The organism is Leclercia sp. 1548 (assembly GCF_050435045.1).
GTDB classification, from domain to species: Bacteria; Pseudomonadota; Gammaproteobacteria; order Enterobacterales; family Enterobacteriaceae; genus Enterobacter; species Enterobacter adecarboxylatus.
Genome location: NZ_JBNDJP010000002.1, coordinates 486,823 through 504,160 on the forward strand (window position 1 = coordinate 486,823; position 17,338 = coordinate 504,160).

General features: G+C 54.8%; 19 protein-coding genes, 1 tRNA gene and 1 other annotated feature. Of the genes, 9 read left to right on the plus strand and 11 right to left on the minus strand.

From position 1 onward, the window contains the following. The first annotated feature begins 136 nt into the window (after positions 1–136). On the plus strand, positions 137–1,117 hold the full coding sequence (gene wzzB, locus ABIE02_RS07490) for an LPS O-antigen chain length determinant protein WzzB (protein WP_032612348.1): 981 nt from the start codon (positions 137–139) through the stop codon (positions 1,115–1,117). Positions 1,118–1,150: 33 nt separating this feature from the next. On the opposite strand, the gene hisIE is transcribed toward wzzB, so the two are convergent. The 9 genes from hisIE to hisL all read right to left on the minus strand — a co-directional run bounded on the left by hisIE (position 1,151) and on the right by hisL (position 8,367). After that, positions 1,151–1,762, minus strand: coding sequence for a bifunctional phosphoribosyl-AMP cyclohydrolase/phosphoribosyl-ATP diphosphatase HisIE (gene hisIE / locus ABIE02_RS07495; RefSeq protein WP_059307573.1), 612 nt, complete (start codon positions 1,760–1,762; stop codon positions 1,151–1,153). Further along, complete coding sequence (gene hisF / locus ABIE02_RS07500) at positions 1,756–2,532, minus strand: imidazole glycerol phosphate synthase subunit HisF (RefSeq protein ID WP_059307574.1); 777 nt, start codon at positions 2,530–2,532, stop codon at positions 1,756–1,758. The genes hisIE and hisF overlap by 7 nt, the downstream gene beginning before the upstream one ends. After that, positions 2,514–3,251 carry a 1-(5-phosphoribosyl)-5-[(5-phosphoribosylamino)methylideneamino]imidazole-4-carboxamide isomerase gene (hisA, locus tag ABIE02_RS07505; protein ID WP_059307575.1) on the minus strand — a complete coding sequence of 246 codons (738 nt, stop codon included), beginning with the start codon at positions 3,249–3,251 and terminating at the stop codon, positions 2,514–2,516. Before hisA ends, hisF begins: the two co-directional genes overlap by 19 nt. Then, on the minus strand, positions 3,251–3,841 hold the full coding sequence (hisH, locus tag ABIE02_RS07510) for an imidazole glycerol phosphate synthase subunit HisH (protein ID WP_032612340.1): 591 nt from the start codon (positions 3,839–3,841) through the stop codon (positions 3,251–3,253). Before hisH ends, hisA begins: the two co-directional genes overlap by 1 nt. Then, positions 3,841–4,908 (minus strand): bifunctional histidinol-phosphatase/imidazoleglycerol-phosphate dehydratase HisB, encoded by a 1,068-nt coding sequence (gene hisB / locus ABIE02_RS07515; protein WP_059307576.1) that lies wholly within the window; start codon positions 4,906–4,908, stop codon positions 3,841–3,843. Before hisB ends, hisH begins: the two co-directional genes overlap by 1 nt. Then, complete coding sequence (gene hisC, locus ABIE02_RS07520) at positions 4,905–5,966, minus strand: histidinol-phosphate transaminase (protein WP_285125909.1); 1,062 nt, start codon at positions 5,964–5,966, stop codon at positions 4,905–4,907. The genes hisB and hisC overlap by 4 nt, the downstream gene beginning before the upstream one ends. After that, the gene (gene hisD / locus ABIE02_RS07525; RefSeq protein ID WP_336994495.1) at positions 5,963–7,267 is read right to left on the minus strand and encodes a histidinol dehydrogenase; all 1,305 of its coding nucleotides are present in this window, start codon (positions 7,265–7,267) and stop codon (positions 5,963–5,965) included. Before hisD ends, hisC begins: the two co-directional genes overlap by 4 nt. 5 nt (positions 7,268–7,272) lie before the next feature. Continuing rightward, positions 7,273–8,172: an ATP phosphoribosyltransferase gene (gene hisG / locus ABIE02_RS07530; protein WP_032612332.1), complete on the minus strand. Its 900-nt coding sequence runs from the start codon at positions 8,170–8,172 to the stop codon at positions 7,273–7,275. A gap of 45 nt (positions 8,173–8,217) precedes the next feature. Next, positions 8,218–8,341: a sequence feature (His leader region), on the minus strand. Further along, complete coding sequence (gene hisL / locus ABIE02_RS07535; protein ID WP_001364200.1) at positions 8,317–8,367, minus strand: his operon leader peptide; 51 nt, start codon at positions 8,365–8,367, stop codon at positions 8,317–8,319. Its footprint overlaps the feature before it by 25 nt. Before the next feature lie 174 nt (positions 8,368–8,541). Here hisL and ABIE02_RS07540 point away from each other — a divergent pair, with 174 nt between their 5' ends. The 4 genes from ABIE02_RS07540 (at position 8,542) to ABIE02_RS07555 (ending at position 11,965) form a co-directional block, all read left to right on the plus strand. After that, positions 8,542–9,369, plus strand: coding sequence for an SDR family oxidoreductase (locus tag ABIE02_RS07540; protein WP_032612330.1), 828 nt, complete (start codon positions 8,542–8,544; stop codon positions 9,367–9,369). A 40-nt stretch (positions 9,370–9,409) separates the two neighbouring features. Continuing rightward, positions 9,410–10,339, plus strand: coding sequence for a LysR family transcriptional regulator (locus ABIE02_RS07545; protein ID WP_059307578.1), 930 nt, complete (start codon positions 9,410–9,412; stop codon positions 10,337–10,339). A 215-nt stretch (positions 10,340–10,554) separates the two neighbouring features. Further along, positions 10,555–10,617, plus strand: coding sequence for a membrane protein YoeI (gene yoeI / locus ABIE02_RS07550; RefSeq protein WP_103792228.1), 63 nt, complete (start codon positions 10,555–10,557; stop codon positions 10,615–10,617). Then, positions 10,607–11,965 carry an APC family permease gene (locus ABIE02_RS07555; RefSeq protein WP_032612327.1) on the plus strand — a complete coding sequence of 453 codons (1,359 nt, stop codon included), beginning with the start codon at positions 10,607–10,609 and terminating at the stop codon, positions 11,963–11,965. The genes yoeI and ABIE02_RS07555 overlap by 11 nt, the downstream gene beginning before the upstream one ends. Before the next feature lie 86 nt (positions 11,966–12,051). Here the strand turns inward: ABIE02_RS07555 and sbcB are convergent, their stop codons facing one another. Beyond that, on the minus strand, positions 12,052–13,476 hold the full coding sequence (sbcB, locus tag ABIE02_RS07560) for an exodeoxyribonuclease I (RefSeq protein ID WP_032612437.1): 1,425 nt from the start codon (positions 13,474–13,476) through the stop codon (positions 12,052–12,054). A 203-nt stretch (positions 13,477–13,679) separates the two neighbouring features. Between sbcB and dacD the strand changes: the two genes are divergently transcribed. The 4 genes from dacD (at position 13,680) to ABIE02_RS07580 (ending at position 17,112) form a co-directional block, all read left to right on the plus strand. Further along, positions 13,680–14,852: a serine-type D-Ala-D-Ala carboxypeptidase DacD gene (gene dacD, locus ABIE02_RS07565; protein WP_141242374.1), complete on the plus strand. Its 1,173-nt coding sequence runs from the start codon at positions 13,680–13,682 to the stop codon at positions 14,850–14,852. Positions 14,853–14,973: 121 nt separating this feature from the next. Further along, a complete protein-coding gene (sbmC, locus tag ABIE02_RS07570) occupies positions 14,974–15,447 on the plus strand; it encodes a DNA gyrase inhibitor SbmC (RefSeq protein ID WP_262659416.1) in 474 nt (157 codons plus the stop codon). A gap of 103 nt (positions 15,448–15,550) precedes the next feature. Beyond that, positions 15,551–16,609, plus strand: coding sequence for an FUSC family protein (locus ABIE02_RS07575; protein ID WP_223610283.1), 1,059 nt, complete (start codon positions 15,551–15,553; stop codon positions 16,607–16,609). A gap of 167 nt (positions 16,610–16,776) precedes the next feature. Further along, on the plus strand, positions 16,777–17,112 hold the full coding sequence (locus ABIE02_RS07580) for a DUF496 family protein (RefSeq protein WP_032612319.1): 336 nt from the start codon (positions 16,777–16,779) through the stop codon (positions 17,110–17,112). A 110-nt stretch (positions 17,113–17,222) separates the two neighbouring features. Here the strand turns inward: ABIE02_RS07580 and ABIE02_RS07585 are convergent. Continuing rightward, positions 17,223–17,298, minus strand: a tRNA-Asn gene (locus ABIE02_RS07585). Positions 17,299–17,338 lie beyond the last annotated feature (40 nt).

The following is a 17,338-nucleotide window of genomic DNA, read 5'->3' on the forward strand; positions in this document are numbered from 1 at the left end:
GATAACGCGATGCGAAGGGTATCCAAACATCATATTTTCGATATGCCTAATCGGATTCCTATAGAAAATCCGAAAACAATCGATAAACTATATCTGAAACTTTATTATTTGCGCTTTTTCGCCTTCTAAGGATTATATGACGCACAACAACAATAACACGGTCATGCGTAGCAATGACCCTGAACAGATTGATTTGATTGATCTATTGGTACAGCTGTGGCGTGGAAAATGGCTAATTGCTGTGTTTATCGCCATCGCCCTTATAATTGCTGGCCTGTACCTGGCCTTTGCCAAAGAGAAGTGGACATCTACCGCGATCATCACTCAACCTGATGCCGCTCAAATTGGCAGTTACAGCAACGCGCTGAATATCCTTTATGGTAGTAATGCGCCGAAACTGACTGAAATCCAGGCGAGCGTAATCACGCGTTATAACGCGTCCTTCTCCGCATTATCCCAGACGCTGGAAAACGGTGCTGTCCCGGAATCCCTGACTATCGAGCCTACCGTTAAAGGCCAGGATATCCCTCTCAGCATTAAATATGTGAGTAGTTCAGCCGAAGCGGCGCAAAAGCAGGTGGCGCAATACATTCAGCAGATTGATGAGCAAATTCAAAAAGAGCTGGAAGTTGATCTGAACGATAACATTAAGCAGCAGGTCACCAGCTTGAACGATGTGCTGGGTAACCAGGAGACCATCGCTCAGGAGCAAAAAGATGTGCGAATCAAGCAAATCACAGAAGCCCTGAAGTATGCTGAAGCGGCCAACATTACCACCCCAAAAATCCAGCAGACTCAGGACGTTACGCAAGAAACGATGTTCCTGTTAGGGACTGAAGCGCTGCAATCCATGATTGCCCATGAATCTTCACGTCCACTGACGCTGTCCGACAGCTATTATCAGAACAAACAGAAACTGCTCGATATTCAAAAACTGAAAATCGATCCGACAACCATCCATGCATATCGCTATGTCATGAAGCCGGACCTGCCGATTCGTCGTGACAGTCCTAAACGTTCGTTGGTACTGGTTCTGGCGGTACTGCTGGGCGGGATTGTCGGTTCCGGCATTGTGTTAGGACGTAACGCCCTACGCAACTACCAGAGCAGGGCTTAAAAGCTGAAAAAAAACCGGGTTTCCCCGGTTTTTTTATTTGTGCCTCTGACGGAGATTCTCAATCACGGTGGTCAAATCTAAGTCCTGATCCTGTAGCAGCACCAACAGGTGATACATCAGGTCGGAGGCTTCATTCGTCAGTTCGGCCCGGTCGTTCACGGTGGCGGCCAGGGCTGTCTCTACGCCTTCTTCTCCCACTTTCTGCGCAATGCGCTTGGTGCCGCTGGCATAGAGCTTCGCGGTATAGGAACTTTGCGGATCGGCAGTTTTGCGCTCAGCTAACAGTTGCTCCAGCTGGTACAGGAAAAGCCACTGGTGGCTGGCGTCGCCAAAGCAGCTGCTGGTGCCCAGGTGACAGGTGGGGCCGATGGGATTGACCAGTACCAGCAGGGTATCGTTATCGCAGTCCGGGGTGATGCTGACCACATTCAGAAAATGGCCGGACGTTTCACCTTTGGTCCATAGACGCTGTTTAGTGCGTGAGAAGAAGGTCACTTTGCCGCTATCGATGGTCTTCGCCAGGGCATCCTGATTCATATAACCCAGCATCAGCACTTCACCGGATACCGCGTGCTGCACCACGACTGGCATCAAACCGTCCGTTTTTTCCCAGTCCAGCTGCGCACGTTGTTGCTCTGTTAACATACCCTGATCTCCACGCCCTGATTTGCCAGGAACGTTTTTAACTCACCAATATTAATAATCTGCTTGTGGAACACCGAGGCTGCCAGCGCGCCATCTACGTCGGCATCGCGGAAGGCTTCAAGGAAATGTTCCATGGTGCCTGCACCACCTGAGGCAATCAGCGGTACATGGCATACTTCGCGTACTTTCTTTAACTGCGCCAGGTCGTAGCCGTTACGCACCCCGTCCTGGTTCATCATATTCAGGACGATCTCGCCCGCGCCGCGCTTCTGTACTTCCTGCACCCAGTCCAGTGTCTCCCACTGGGTGACACGGGTACGGCTCTCATCGCCGGTATACTGGTTGACGTGGTATTTGCCTGTGGCCTCGTCAAACCAGGTATCGATCCCGACCACGATGCACTGCACGCCAAAGCGATCGGCCAGACGGGTAATCAGCTCCGGCTCAGCCAGGGCAGGGGAGTTAATGGAAATTTTGTCGGCACCGAAGGTGAGGATTTTTGCCGCGTCGTCTGCCGATTTGATTCCGCCCGCCACGCAGAACGGAATATCAATCACTTCCGCCACGCGCGCAACCCAGCTTTTATCCACCACGCGACCATCGCTGGAGGCGGTGATATCGTAAAAGACCAGCTCATCGGCACCTTCTTCCGCATAGCGTTTTGCCAGGGGAACGATGTCGCCGATAATCTCATGATTGCGGAACTGCACGCCTTTAACGACCTGGCCATCACGCACGTCGAGACAAGGAATTATCCGTTTTGCCAGCATTGAATCGCCTCCTTCACAGTAAATTTTTCTTCCAGCAGGGCGCGTCCAACGATGACCCCACGTACCCCGGTCCCGCGCAGGGCGGCGATATCATTTAAATCACCAATACCGCCGGATGACTGGAACGCCACCTGCGGATAACGGGCGCAGACCTCTTCGTAAAGCGACACGTTAGAACCGGCCAGCGTGCCGTCACGGGAGATATCGGTGCAAAGAACATGTTTCAGGCCCACTGGCAGATAGCGATCGACCAGCGCTTCCAGCGTCACGCCGGAGTTTTCCTGCCAGCCGCTGACCGCAACCTGCTTGTTTCCCTGTTCGTCGATACGGACGTCCAGCGCCAGCACCAGCGCGTCAGCGCCAAAGCGGCGGAACCAGCCTTGTACCGTCTCGGGATCTTTTACCGCGGTAGAACCCACCACTACGCGCGCCACGCCCGCTTCCAATAGTGCGGCTACGTCCTCTTCAGTGCGCACGCCGCCGCCAACCTGCACCGGGACGTTAACGCCCGCGACCAGTGTTTTCAGCAGCGGGATTTGGCGTTTGGCCGGATCTTTCGCGCCGGTCAGGTCAACCAGATGCAGCACTTCTGCACCCTGCGCAGCATAGTCCTGCAGGCGTGGCAACGGATCGTTGCCATAGTCGCGTTGCTGGCCATAATCGCCCTGGTGCAGACGGACAACCGTGCCGTCGATTAAATCTAAAGCGGGAATAATCATCACATCTCCAGGAAGTTTTTCAGCAACTGCGCGCCAGCGGCCCCGGAACGCTCCGGGTGGAACTGCACGCCGTAGAAATTGTCTTTCTGCACGGCGGCGGTGAAGGCTTCGCCATACTGGCACTGGGCGATGGTATTGGCGTTCACCGGCATCGCGTAGCTGTGCACAAAATAAAAATATGCCCCGTCCTCGATACCGCGGAACAGTCGGTCACCCGCTTTCGGGTAGACGCGGTTCCAGCCCATATGCGGCAGCGGCAGGCCGTGGTCGGTCATTTTCGGCACATCCTCATCGATAATGCCCAGCAGATCCACACCGTTGGACTCTTCGCTGCGACGTCCCAGCAACTGCATTCCCAGACAGATGCCCAGCACCGGCTGGGTACAGGCTTTAATCAGCTCAACCAGCTCGCGCTGGTGGATCTGATCCATCGCCGCCTGTGCCGTACCGACGCCAGGTAAAAAGAGTTTACTCGCATGCAGCACGACATCCGGGTCGCGGCTGACCAGCGGATCGTAGCCGTGGCGCGCAATCGCGGATTTCACTGAGTTGAGGTTGGCGCAGCCGGTATCGAGGATCACCACGTTCATTACAGCACTCCTTTCGACGACGGCAGGGTATCGCCTTCCACGCGTATGGCCTGGCGCAGGGTGCGGCCAAAGGCCTTAAACAGGCTCTCCACGCGATGGTGATCGTTCTTACCTTTAGTTTTCAGGTGCAGCGTCAGGCCCATGGTGTAGGAGAGGGAGCGGAAAAAGTGCTCAACCATCTCGGTGCTCAGATCGCCCACGCGCTGATAGGTAAAGTCGGCTTTATATTCCAGATGCGGACGGCCGGAGATATCGAGCGCACAGCGGGCCAGGCACTCATCCATCGGCAGCACAAAGCCAAAACGGTTGATTCCGCGCTTGTCGCCCAGGGCCAGCTTCAGAGCCTCGCCCAGCGCCAGGCCGGTATCTTCCACGGTGTGGTGATCGTCAATGTAGAGATCGCCTTTAACGCCGATCTCCATGCGGAAGCCGCCATGGGTGGCGATCTGATCCAGCATATGATCGAAGAAGCCCACACCGGTGTGGATCTTGCTGCTGCCTTCGCGATCCAGCCAGACCTTGACGTCGATCTGCGTCTCTTTAGTATTGCGCTCCACGTGGGAGTAGCGGTCACGTTTGGTCAGCTGTTCGCCAATCATCGCCCAGTTCAGGGTCTCGCGCTGATAGCGCAGGCCAGCAATGCCCATGTTGGTCGCCAGCTCAATGTCCGTCGCGCGATCGCCAATCACATAGCTGTTGGCTTTATCCAGCGTCGTGTCGGCCAGGTATTGTTCTACCAGCTGCACTTTCGGCTTGCGGCAATCACAGTTGTCGGCAGGCAGGTGCGGGCAAATCAAGACCTCATCAAATACCACGCCCTGAGAGGTGAGGATCTGCATCATCAGATCGTGCGGGCCGTCGAAATCAGCCTGCGGGAAGCTATCTGTGCCGAGGCCGTCCTGATTGGTGATCATCACTAGCTTAAAACCGGCTTTTTGCAGCTTAAGCAGCACCGGAATGACATCGGCTTCAAAAGCCAGCTTGTCGAAACGATCGACCTGATAGTCACTGGGTGGTTCCGAAATGATAGTGCCGTCACGATCGATAAAGAGGTACTTCTGGCTCATACTTTCTCCGCATTCAGGGCGTCGATAACGCGCTGGCTCTCTTCACGGGTACCCACGGTAATGCGTAAGCAGCCACTTAAAGAGGGTTGTTTGTTCTGGTCTCGTAAGATAATGCCCTGATCCCACAAAGATTTAAATACTGCACTTGAGGCGGTAAAACGCGCCAGAATATAGTTGGTTTCCGAATCGAAAACCTGCTCTACGCAAGGGATGGTTTTCAGCTGGCTGACGAGATACGCACGCTCGTCGAGGATCTGCGCCACGCGACTCCGCATGGCCGTGATGCCGTCTGCCGACAGCGCCTGGGCGGCGATATCCGCGACCGGCGTTGAAAGCGGATAAGGGGCAATCACTTTCATCAGCAGGTCGATCACCTCTTTATTGGCCAGCGTAAAACCGCAGCGCAGCCCGGCCAGGGCGAAGGCTTTTGAAAGCGTACGCAGGATCACCAGGTGCGGATACTCCGCCAGCCACCCTGCGAGGGTCGCCTGCGGGCAGAACTCGATATAGGCTTCATCGGCCACCACCAGGGCTTTACCGCGGGTCATCTCCAGCAGAGTGCGGACATCCTCCGGGTTAATCAGCTGGCCGGTAGGGTTGTTCGGGCTGCAGACAAACACCACCTTTACACCATCAAGATTGTCGGCAATGCCCTGCAAATCCAGCTGCCAGTTTTCCAGAGTAGGCACTTTACGCAGCTCAACGTTAAAGGTTTCGCTGCTGACGCTGTACATCCCGTAGGTCGGTGGACAGTAGAGTACTGCGTCTTTACCCGGCTCGCAGAAGGCGCGGATCAGCAGTTCAATGCCTTCATCCGCGCCGCGGCTGACCAGCACCTGCTCAGGTTGTACACCGGCATAGGCCGCATAGTTTTCAATCACCGCTTTCGGCTGACATTCCGGGTAGCGGTTCAGCGTCTGCTGGCTCAACGCGAAATGAACGGCGGTAGGGAATTCATTCGCGTTCAGCCATACATCGCCATTGCCTCCCAGGCGGCGGGCAGACTGATAGGGGGTCAGGGCGCGAACGTTCTCGCGGGCTAACTCTTCAATACTCATGCTTGCTCCTTCAGGGCGGCAACGCGCAGCGTTACGGCATTTTTGTGGGCAGTCAGCCGTTCGGCTGCGGCCAGCGTTTCAATCGTTGCGGCAAGAGAGGCGAAGCCCTCACGGGAAAGCTCCTGCACGGTCATGCGCTTCTGGAAATCCGCCAGCCCCAGACTGGAACAGGTAGAGGTATAACCGTAGGTCGGCAGCACATGGTTAGTGCCGGAGGCGTAATCACCTGCGGATTCCGGTGACCAGTCGCCAAGGAACACCGAACCGGCGCTGGTGATACTGTCGACCAGCTCACGGGCGTTGCGGGTTTGAATGATCAGGTGCTCCGGGCCATAGAGATTGGAAATGGCGATACACTGCGCCAAATCCCGGGCGACGATCAGACGGCTGGCAGAGAGCGCCTGGCGAGCAGTATCGGCACGCGGCAGATCGGCAAGCTGACGTTCGACCGCTTCACCCACCCGTTTTGCCATACCGGCATTCGGCGTCAGCAGGATCACCTGCGAATCCGGGCCGTGCTCTGCCTGGGAAAGCAGGTCCGAGGCCACGAAATCCGGCGTCGCGCCGCTGTCGGCAATGACCAGCACTTCAGAGGGGCCAGCCGGCATATCGATAGCCGCACCGTCCAGCCGTTGGCTGACCTGACGTTTCGCTTCGGTCACAAAGGCGTTACCCGGACCAAAGATTTTATCCACTTTAGCGATGGACTCCGTACCCAGCGCCAGGGCGGCAATGGCCTGTGCCCCGCCGACTTTGAAAATCTCCTGAACGCCGCAGAGTTGCGCCGCATAGAGGATCTCATCGGCAATCGGCGGTGGAGAGCAGAGCACCACCTTGCGACACCCGGCGATACGCGCCGGGGTGGCAAGCATCAGCACCGTAGAGAAGAGCGGTGCGGAACCGCCCGGAATATATAAACCCACCGAGTCAACCGGACGGGTTACCTGCTGGCATCGCACACCCGGCAGGGTTTCCACATCCACAACGGGCAGGGCTTGCGCGCGGTGGAAGGTGTCGATGTTGTTGACCGCCACCGCCATCGCCTGCTTAATGTCATCGCCCAGGCGGTTACAGGCGTCCGTGATTTCCTGCTCGCTCACCTTCAGCGCACCGACTTCGGTTTTGTCGAGTTTGGCGCTGTATTCCCGCAGGGCATCGTCGCCACGGGCTTTCACATTGTCCAGAATCTCAGCCACGGTACGGGTAATGCTTTCGGAGGCAGAGATAGCCGGGCGCATCAGCAGGTCGCGCTGTTGTTCCGCGCTACAGGTGTTCCAGTCGATAACGGTGTTAAAGGTCATGGTGGTTACTCCATCATCTTCTCAATTGGCAACACCAGAATCGAACTGGCACCCAATGCTTTCAGTTTTTCCATGGTTTCCCAGAACAGGGTTTCGCTGCTGACCATATGCATCGCCACGCGCTGCTGATCCCCCGCCAGCGGCAGAATGGTAGGACGCTCGGCACCTGGCAGCAGGGCAATAACCTCATCCAGACGCTCAGTCGGCGCATGCATCATGATGTATTTCGATTCGCGGGCCTGAATCACCCCCTGAATACGGGTCAACAGACGGTCAATCAACTGCTGCTTGGCTTCCGGCATCTCGCCGTCGCGCTGGATCAGGCAGGCTTTAGAGCGGTAGATCACCTCAACTTCGCGCAGACCATTGGCTTCCAGGGTCGCGCCGGTGGAGACCAGATCGCAGATTGCGTCAGCCAGACCGGCGCGCGGTGCCACTTCGACAGAGCCGTTGAGCAGGCAGGATTTAAACTGGACCCCTTTCTGATCGAGATAACGCTTCAGCAGGTGAGGGTAGGAGGTGGCGATACGCTTGCCATTCAGTGCAGCCGGGCCGTCCCATGCTTCGTCAGCCGGGGTTGCCAGCGACAGGCGGCAACCGCCAAAATCGAGACGGCGCAGCGTAAAGTAGCGTGGGTCTTCGCCCTGTGCGCGGCGGGTGAGGAGTTCTTCTTCCAGCACGTTCTCGCCAATGATGCCCAGATCCACCACGCCGTCCATCACCAGACCCGGAATGTCATCGTCACGCACGCGCAGAATATCAATCGGCATATTCTCTGCCAGCGCAATCAGGCGCTGAGTGTGCAGGTTGATTTTGATGCCGCAGCGCGCCAGCAGTTCGCGTGAATCGTCGCTAAGACGACCTGATTTCTGCATAGCTATGCGTAAACGTGAATTATCTAACATTGTCGGTTCCTCATGATCCTGTTGTAACTTGCCTGAACACGGTCCAAAAAAAAGCCCCCGGAAGGCGATCTTCCGGGGGCTTTTTCTTGCGTTCATGCACCGCTGGAAGATCTAACTGTCTTCCAGCACACATCGCCTGAAAGACTAGTCAGGATGATGGTGATGATGGTGGTGTTTAAATTGAACGCGTGTCATAAAATTCTCGATGAATGCTTATTCATGTGATGTCGTTTAACCTAAACCACTTACGCTACATAAAGCAAGGGCTTTTTTTAATCATTAAACGATTTCATATTGGTGCTATCAATTGTCAGTTGCGCATGGCTGGCGTAGCCTTAAAGCAGAGGCGTAAACGTCAGGAGAGAACGCATGAAAAAGGTCGCAATTGTCGGTCTGGGATGGCTTGGAATGCCGCTGGCCATGTCGTTGCTGTCACGGGGCTGGCAGGTCACCGGCAGTAAAACCACCGTGGATGGGGTCGAGGCGGCGCGGATGTGCGGCATCGAGAGCGTTGAATTGCGCCTGGAGCCAGAGTTAGTGTGCGACACCGACGATCTGGATACGCTAATGAGTGATGTGGATGCGCTGGTGATTACCCTGCCGGCACGCCGCACCGGGCCGGGTGAGAATTATTATCTGCAGGCCGTACAGGAAATTGTCGACAGTGCCCTCGCGTACCATATTCCCCGCATTATTTTCACCAGCTCCACCTCGGTATATGGCGATGTGGACGGCACCGTGAAAGAGAATATGCCGCGCCAGCCGGTGACGGCAAGCGGGCGGGTTTTAAAAGAGCTGGAAGACTGGCTGCACAATTTACCGGGTACCCAGGTAGATATATTACGGCTGGCGGGGCTGGTGGGGCCGGGGCGTCATCCTGGTCGCTTTTTTGCCGGAAAATCAGCGCCTGACGGCCAACATGGCGTCAATCTGGTGCATCTTGAAGATGTGATCGGCGCAATTACCCTGCTATTACAGGCTCCGAAGGGCGGGCACATCTATAATATATGTGCGCCCTCTCATCCAACACGCAGTACATTTTATCCGGTGATGTCGCGTCAGCTTGGCCTGGCGCCGCCGCACTTCCACGATGCCCCGGGAGAGGGGAAGGGCAAATTGATTGATGGGAACCGCATCTGTCATGAACTGGGATTTGAGTATCTCTTTCCCGATCCGCTGGTTATGCCTATGGAGTAATGCCGCTGGCGGAGCGTAAGCGCACCACAAGGGGGTGAGCATGAAACCGCTGCTGGATGTCCTTATTATCCTTGATGCACTGGAAAAAGAGGGGAGCTTTGCTGCGGCCTCGGCAAAGCTCTTTAAAACTCCTTCGGCACTCAGCTACACCGTTCACAAGCTCGAAAGCGATCTTAATATTCAGATCCTTGACCGTTCCGGCCACCGGGCGCGCTTTACCCGCACTGGACAAATGCTGCTGGAAAAAGGGCGTGAGGTACTGCATACGGTACGTGAGCTGGAAAAGCAGGCCGTCAAACTGCATCAGGGCTGGGAAAACGAACTGATTATTGGGGTCGATGATACATTCCCCTTTTCCCTGCTTGCACCGCTCATCGAAGCCTTTTACGAACGACACAGCGTTACCCGCCTGAAGTTTATCAATGGCGTGCTGGCTGGCTCCTGGGAGTCGCTGGTGCAGGGGCGAGCGGATATTGTCGTCGGCGCGCTGCTTGAGCCGCCGCAATTAAGTGATTTTGGCTTTGCCTGTCTCGGGCACCTGGAACAGGTGTTCGTCATTGCACCACACCATCCCCTGGCCCAGGAGCCAGAGCCGGTTAACCGGCGAGTGATCAAAAATTATCGCGCCATCGTGGTGGGTGACAGTTCATTACCAAGCTGTGCGGCCTCTTCGCAGTTACTGGACGATCAGGAAGCCATCACGGTATTTGATTTTAAAACCAAGCTGGAGCTGCAAATTAGCGGCTTAGGCTGCGGTTATCTGCCACGTTATTTAGCCCAGCGCTATATTGAAAGCGGAGCGCTAATAGAGAAACAGGTTATCGCGCAATCCAGTTATGATTCCGTATGGATAGGCTGGAATGAGCAGACAGCCGGGCTTGCCAGTGCATGGTGGCGACAAGAAATTTTAGCAAATAGTGCTATTGCTGCCGTTTATGCGCAGGGTGCGGCTGAAAAATCAGGTGAATAATAAAAAATTTAACTTTAGGATGCCTTCCGATCTCTTGCATTTTAACTATCATTTAGGGAAAATGCGCCGCAGCAAACATGGAATAATCGACGATATAAAAGGCGTCGATTATTTTTTTTTGCATGTAAGAAAACCATTAAATCCAAGAGGCCGGGCTTCGTACCGGATAGATATTTACTAAAATCCGACAGTTGTTGTCGCTGAGGAAGAAAGAAATGGGGCAATTTTTCGCTTACGTGGCGGTATTCACCGTAAAGGAGAATAACTATGTCGCTTAACGCAACTCCAAAAACCTCTCGCGTGGAATTACGTAAAACGCTTACGTTAATTCCGGTTGTTATGATGGGCCTTGCCTATATGCAGCCGATGACGCTGTTCGATACGTTTGGTATCGTTTCAGGCCTCACTGACGGTCACGTTGCAACGGCGTATGCCTTTGCGCTGATCGCGATCCTCTTTACCGCGCTGAGCTACGGCAAGCTGGTTCGCCGCTTCCCGTCCGCAGGCTCTGCGTACACCTATGCTCAGAAATCCATTAGCCCGGCTGTCGGCTTTATGGTGGGCTGGTCATCTCTGCTGGACTACCTGTTCATGCCGATGATCAACATTCTGCTGGCAAAAATTTATTTTGAAGCGCTGGTGCCTTCCGTACCGTCGTGGATCTTCGTTGTAGCGCTGGTGGCCTTTATGACCATCTCTAACCTGCGCAGCATCAAGACCGTTGCCAATTTCAACACCCTGATTGTTATCCTGCAGATGGGTATTGTGGCGGTTATCGTTGGTCTGATCATCTACGGGGTTTCTCACGGCGAAGGCGCAGGTACGCTGACCAGCACCCGTCCGTTCTGGTCTGAAGGCGCACATGTGGTGCCGATGATCACCGGTGCGACGATCCTGTGCTTCTCGTTCCTCGGCTTCGACGGTATCTCTTCTCTGTCTGAAGAGACCAAAGACGCTGAGCGTGTGATCCCGCGCGCGATCTTCCTGACGGCATTGATTGGCGGCATCATCTTTATCGGTGCCTCTTACTTCCTGCAGCTGTACTTCCCGGATATCTCTCGCTTCAAAGATCCGGATGCATCGCAGCCAGAAATCATGCTGTATGTTGCCGGTAAAACATTCCAGTGGGGCGTGCTGATCTTCTCCAGCGTTACCGTTCTGGCATCCGGTATGGCAGCACACGCGGGTGTTTCCCGTCTGATGTATGTGATGGGCCGTGATGGTGTGTTCCCGACTCGCTTCTTCGGTTATGTCCATCCAAAATGGCGTACCCCGGCGTGGAACGTGCTGCTGGTCGGTGCGATTGCGCTGCTGGCCATCAACTTTGACCTGGTCACCGCGACGGCGCTGATTAACTTCGGTGCGCTGGTTGCCTTTACCTTTGTTAACCTCTCCGTGATCTCTCAGTTCTGGATCCGTGAGAAGCGCAACAAAACGCTGAAAGACCACTTCAACTACCTGGTTCTGCCGGTATGTGGCGCACTGACCGTCGGTGCGCTGTGGATCAACCTGGAAGAAAGCTCTATGGTTCTGGGTCTGATCTGGGGTGGTATTGGCCTGATTTACCTGGCATGCGTAACCAAAAGCTTCCGCAACCCGGTTCCTCAGTACGAAGACGTCGCGTAATAATACTCAGGCCCGGCACCTATAGCGCCGCCGGGCAAAGAAAAAAAAGCCGGAGACATCGCCTCCGGCTTTTTTGTGTTCTCAGGTCACACAATTTCCTGCGCATATTGATACAGCGCTTTCAACAGCATTTGCTTTTCAGCATTGCCTTCATACTCGCCGTAAAGCATCTCAAGCTCCTGCGCGTAAGCCTGCAGATATTCCGGGGTAAACACGTTGCGGCGATGCTGCAACCAACGCTCCTGCTCGGCCTCATCCAGCGTGCCGGGGAAATTACGCGCCCGGTAGTTAAAGATCAGCTTGTTAATACGTTGATCGGCAAAGGTGATATCCAGCGCGGGCAGATTACGGGGATCGGTCTGCAGAACGATATTCATGGCAGAGCGGTCAGCGTCGCTGAAAAAGCCGTTGTAGAGTTGGGCATCAACGTTATCTGACGGAACGAACGGCTCCGCTTCAGCAAAAATCGCCACCACTTTTTCCCGCACCTGCGGGTTCTCCCGCAGCCGTTTCAGGTTATCCAGACAGTGCTGACGGTCAATCCCCAGCCGTTCGGCATCTTCCGGGCGCAGGGTATTGGCAGGGGCCAGCACCGGACACTTGTTGATATGCACCAGCTTCACCGGCACGGCAGCAGCGTCGCCCAGCGCCTCTTTCGGGGTGTACAGCCGCTCGCGAAGGGCGTCGCTCTCCAGCGTCAGCAATGGCGTAATATCTCCCGCCAAATCCACCATAATGACTGCATTACGGTTTTCCGGGTGCCAGGCCAGCGGGGCCACCCAGCTGGTATTTCCGCGCCAGGCACCGAACATCCCGGAGATATGCATCAGTGGCTTCATTTGCGGCACGTCAATCAGGGTGGTCAGTTTTTGTTTACTGCGATGGCTGAGCAGGTACTCAAACAGCTTCGGCTGCCGGGTCTTCACCAGCTTCGCCATAGCGATAGTGGCGTAGACATCCGCCATCGCGTCATGGGCATTACTGTGTTCAATGCCGTTTGCGCGGGTCAGATGTTCAAGACGGAAGCTGGGCAGCCCATCTTCATTGTCGGGCCAGACGATCCCTTCCGGGCGCAGGGCATAGCAGGCGCGCATAACGTCCAGCAGATCCCAGCGCGAATTCTTGTTTTGCCAGCTCCAGGCATAGGGATCGTAGAAGTTGCGGTAAAAAATATGCCGGGTCACTTCGTCATCGAAGCGCACGTTGTTGTAGCCCACTACGCAGGTGTTGGGCACGGTAAAAAGGTCATGAATGCGACGGGCGAACTCTGCTTCATTCACCCCTTTTTCACGGGCTTCCTGCGGGGTGATGCCGGTGACCATCACTGCGCCGGGCTGAGGCAAATAGTCATCGGCGGGTTTGCACCAGAATACCTCCGGCTCACCGATGATATTGAAATCAGCATCGGTGCGTATCGCGGCAAACTGGGCAGGGCGATCCAGCGAGGGGCTGGTGCCAAAGGTTTCGTAATCGTGGAATAAAAATGTAGGCAGCGCGACGGAGTCAGACACCAGTAATACCATCCTGTTTATGAGTGACCCCCTTATGGTAAACCATCCAGCCTGGCACGCCGAAGGAAAAGCACCCTAAGCCTGCAAATTTGCGAGACACCGTCCGGGAAAAACGTGCGTGCTGTCACAATTTTTTGCAATTATTCCAGGTATCAAGCGGAAAACTTCCGTAAAAAGGTCAACGATTTTAAATGACTGAGGATATACCGTTGAAACGCCGTCTGTTTATTGCTGTTTCTTTACTCACTTTGAGCATTTCTTCCGCGCTGGCTGCCGACCCGATTAATTATGCGCCGCAGCCGCCAGCTATCCAGGCCGGTTCCTGGGTACTGATGGATTATACGACGGGGCAGATTTTAACGGCGGGCAACGAACATCAGCAGCGCAATCCAGCCAGCCTCACCAAGTTGATGACCGGCTACGTGGTGGATCGCGCTATCGACAGCCATCGCATCACCCCGGACGATATGGTCACGGTCGGTCAGGATGCCTGGGCCAAGGGGAATCCGGTTTTTGACGGCTCCTCGCTGATGTTCCTGAAGGCGGGCGAGCAGGTTTCGGTGCGTGACCTTAGCCGCGGCCTGATTGTCGATTCCGGCAACGACGCCTGTGTGGCGCTGGCCGATTATGTGGCGGGCGGGCAGCCGCAGTTCGTGAACATGATGAATGATTACGTTAAAAAGCTGAATTTGCGCGATACCCATTTTGAAACCGTGCACGGTCTGGATGCGCCGGGCCAGCACAGTTCGGCGTACGACCTGGCGGTACTCTCCCGGGCCATCATCCACGGAGAGCCAGCGTTCTATCACATGTACAGCGAGAAAAGCCTGACGTGGAACGGCATCACCCAGCAGAACCGTAACGGCCTGCTGTGGGATAAGTCGCTTAACGTCGATGGCCTGAAAACCGGTCACACTTCCGGCGCTGGTTTCAACCTGATTGCCTCTGCTGTGGACGGTCAGCGTCGCCTGATTGCCGTCATCATGGGCGCTGAAAGTCCGAAAGGGCGCGAGGATCAAGCGCGTAAGCTTCTGCACTGGGGACAGCAAAACTTCGATACCGTGCAGATCCTGCGTAACGGTAAGCAGGTAGGCATCGAGCGGATCTGGTACGGCAATAAAGAACAGATTTCGCTGGGAACCGACCAGGACTTCTGGCTGGCCCTGCCGAAGGCAGAGTTGCCGAATATTAAAGCCAAATATGTGCTGGATAAAAAAGAGCTGGAAGCGCCGATTGCCGCGCATCAACGGGTTGGTGAGATCGAACTCTACGATCGCGATAAAGTGGTCGCCCACTGGCCGCTGGTGACGCTGGAAAGCGTAGGGAAAGGCGGGATGTTTTCACGCCTGAGTGACTATCTTCACCATAAAGCCTGACGGCTGAAGGAGCAGGCTGGCGACTGTGCGAGCCTGCTCGCATAATAAACAGATCATTATTGTTAAACCGCTTTTCTCTGCATTACAGTGTATGTATATACAGTAACCAATCGGAGGCAGCATGGACTACAGCATCAAGCACCAGAATAAACGCAAAATCGCCGGTTTTCATATGGTTGGCCCCTGGGAGCAAACGGTAAAGCAGGGTTTTGAGCAACTGGTGATGTGGGTCGATGGCCGACAGATTCAGCCGCTGGAGTGGGTGGCGGTTTATTATGATAATCCTGATGAAGTGCCAGCCGAAAAGTTACGCTGCGGCACGGTTATCACCGTGCCGGACGATTTCGTTATCCCCGCTAACAGCGAAGGAGTGATCCTTACCGAAGTGGCAGAAGGCGAGTACGCGGTTGCCAGCGCCCGCGTTGAGAACCATGACTTCGCCACCCCGTGGAACCTTCTTTTTGATAGCCTGCTTGAAGATGTCGATTACCAGATAGCGCCGAAACCCTGCTTTGAACGTTACCTGAATGACGGTAATGCCGATGGCTACTGGGATATCGAAATGTTTATTCCGGTACAACACCGGGTCTCATAACCCCGCACATATTCCCACTGTTTACAGGGTTTTTCTGCCGGGTTATCACCGCTCCGGCAGAAAACACAGTACAATCAGGATTTGCCGTAATGCTGGAGAGCGTGTGCGTCCCGACAAATCTCTAACGCCTTTTGAAATCAGACTGTATCGCCATTACCGCATCGTACACGGCTGCCGTATCGCGCTGGCGTTTATCCTCACCTTTTTACTGGTGCGTCTGCTGGACGTGCCGGAAGGGACCTGGCCACTGATTACCCTGGTGGTAATCATGGGGCCCATCTCCTTCTGGGGTAACGTGGTGCCACGCGCGTTTGAGCGTATTGGCGGCACCATTCTTGGCTCGGCGCTGGGGCTGATTGCCCTGAAGCTGGAGCTTTTCTCCCTGCCGCTGATGCTACTGTGGTGCGCGGCAGCGATGTTCCTTTGCGGCTGGCTGGCGCTCGGCAAGCGGCCTTATCAGGCGCTGCTTATTGGTATCACCCTTGCGGTGGTGATCGGCGCGCCAACCGGGGATATGCATACCGCATTGTGGCGAAGCGGCGACGTGATCCTCGGCTCCCTGTTAGCGATGTTGTTTACCGGGATCTGGCCGCAGCGGGCGTTCCTGCACTGGCGTATCCAGATGGCGAACTACGTCACCGCTTTTAACCGGGTTTATCAGGCGGGCTTTTCTCCCAACCTGGTTGAACGACCGCGTCTGGAAAAACATCTGCAAACCATCCTCAATGACGTGGTAAAAATGCGCGGCCTGATCACGCCAGCCAGCAAAGAGACCCATATCCAGAAATCTATCTTCGAAGCCATCCAGACCATCAGCCGCAACCTGGTCTGTATGCTGGAGCTGCAAATCAACGCCCATTGGGCGTCACGTGCCAGTCATTTTGTGATGCTGAATGCCCGGACTTTAAAAGAGACGCAGCAGATGACGCAGCAGACGCTGCTCACCATCGCCCATGCGCTCTACGAAGGCAATCCGCAGCCCATTCTGGCCAATACCGAGCGGCTAAACGAAATCGTTGCCGAGCTGCGCCAGCTGATCAACGATCGGCCCAGCGAAAACGTGGCAGAAACGCCCATTCACGGCTATGTATGGTTGAGCATGGAACTTGCGCGCCAGCTCGAGCTGCTGTCGCATCTTATCTGTCGGGCATTGCGCAAATAAAAAGCGGCCATGCGCGGTTGTGATGCCTGCTGCTTCGATTCAGCAGAAATTGAGGTTATGATAGGGACAAAGGAAAAATTATTGTCATCAGCAATCGCTGTCAGTAATGTTAACGGCATCGCGGTTGTTTAAACGAATCCGAATCTCACATTATCAGGGGTGTAAAAATGGAAACTACCAAGCCTTCGTTCCAGGATGTTCTGGAATTCGTCCGCCTGTTCCGTCGCAAGAACAAACTGCAACGTGAAATCCAGGACGTTGAGAAAAAGATCCGTGACAACCAGAAGCGTGTCCTGCTGCTGGACAACCTGAGCGACTACATCAAGCCAGGCATGAGCGTTGAAGCCATCCAGGGCATCATCGCCAGCATGAAAAGCGATTACGAAGACCGCGTGGATGACTACATCATCAAGAATGCTGAAATCTCTAAAGAACGTCGTGAAATCTCGAAAAAGCTGAAAGTTATGGGCGAGATGAAACACGTTGAGACCAAAGGCGAATAAGCGCCGCTGAACAGGCTAAGCCCTCCGACTTGTCGGGGGGCTTTTTTTTGGCTCTGGTTTACCGAACCCGGAAAAGCAAAAAGCCTGCTCGAAAGCAGGCTTCTTAAATGTGGCTCCTCTGACTGGACTCGAACCAGTGACATACGGATTAACAGTCCGCCGTTCTACCGACTGAACTACAGAGGAATCGTTGTGGAGCGTTATCTTAACGGCGAAAAAACTTTTG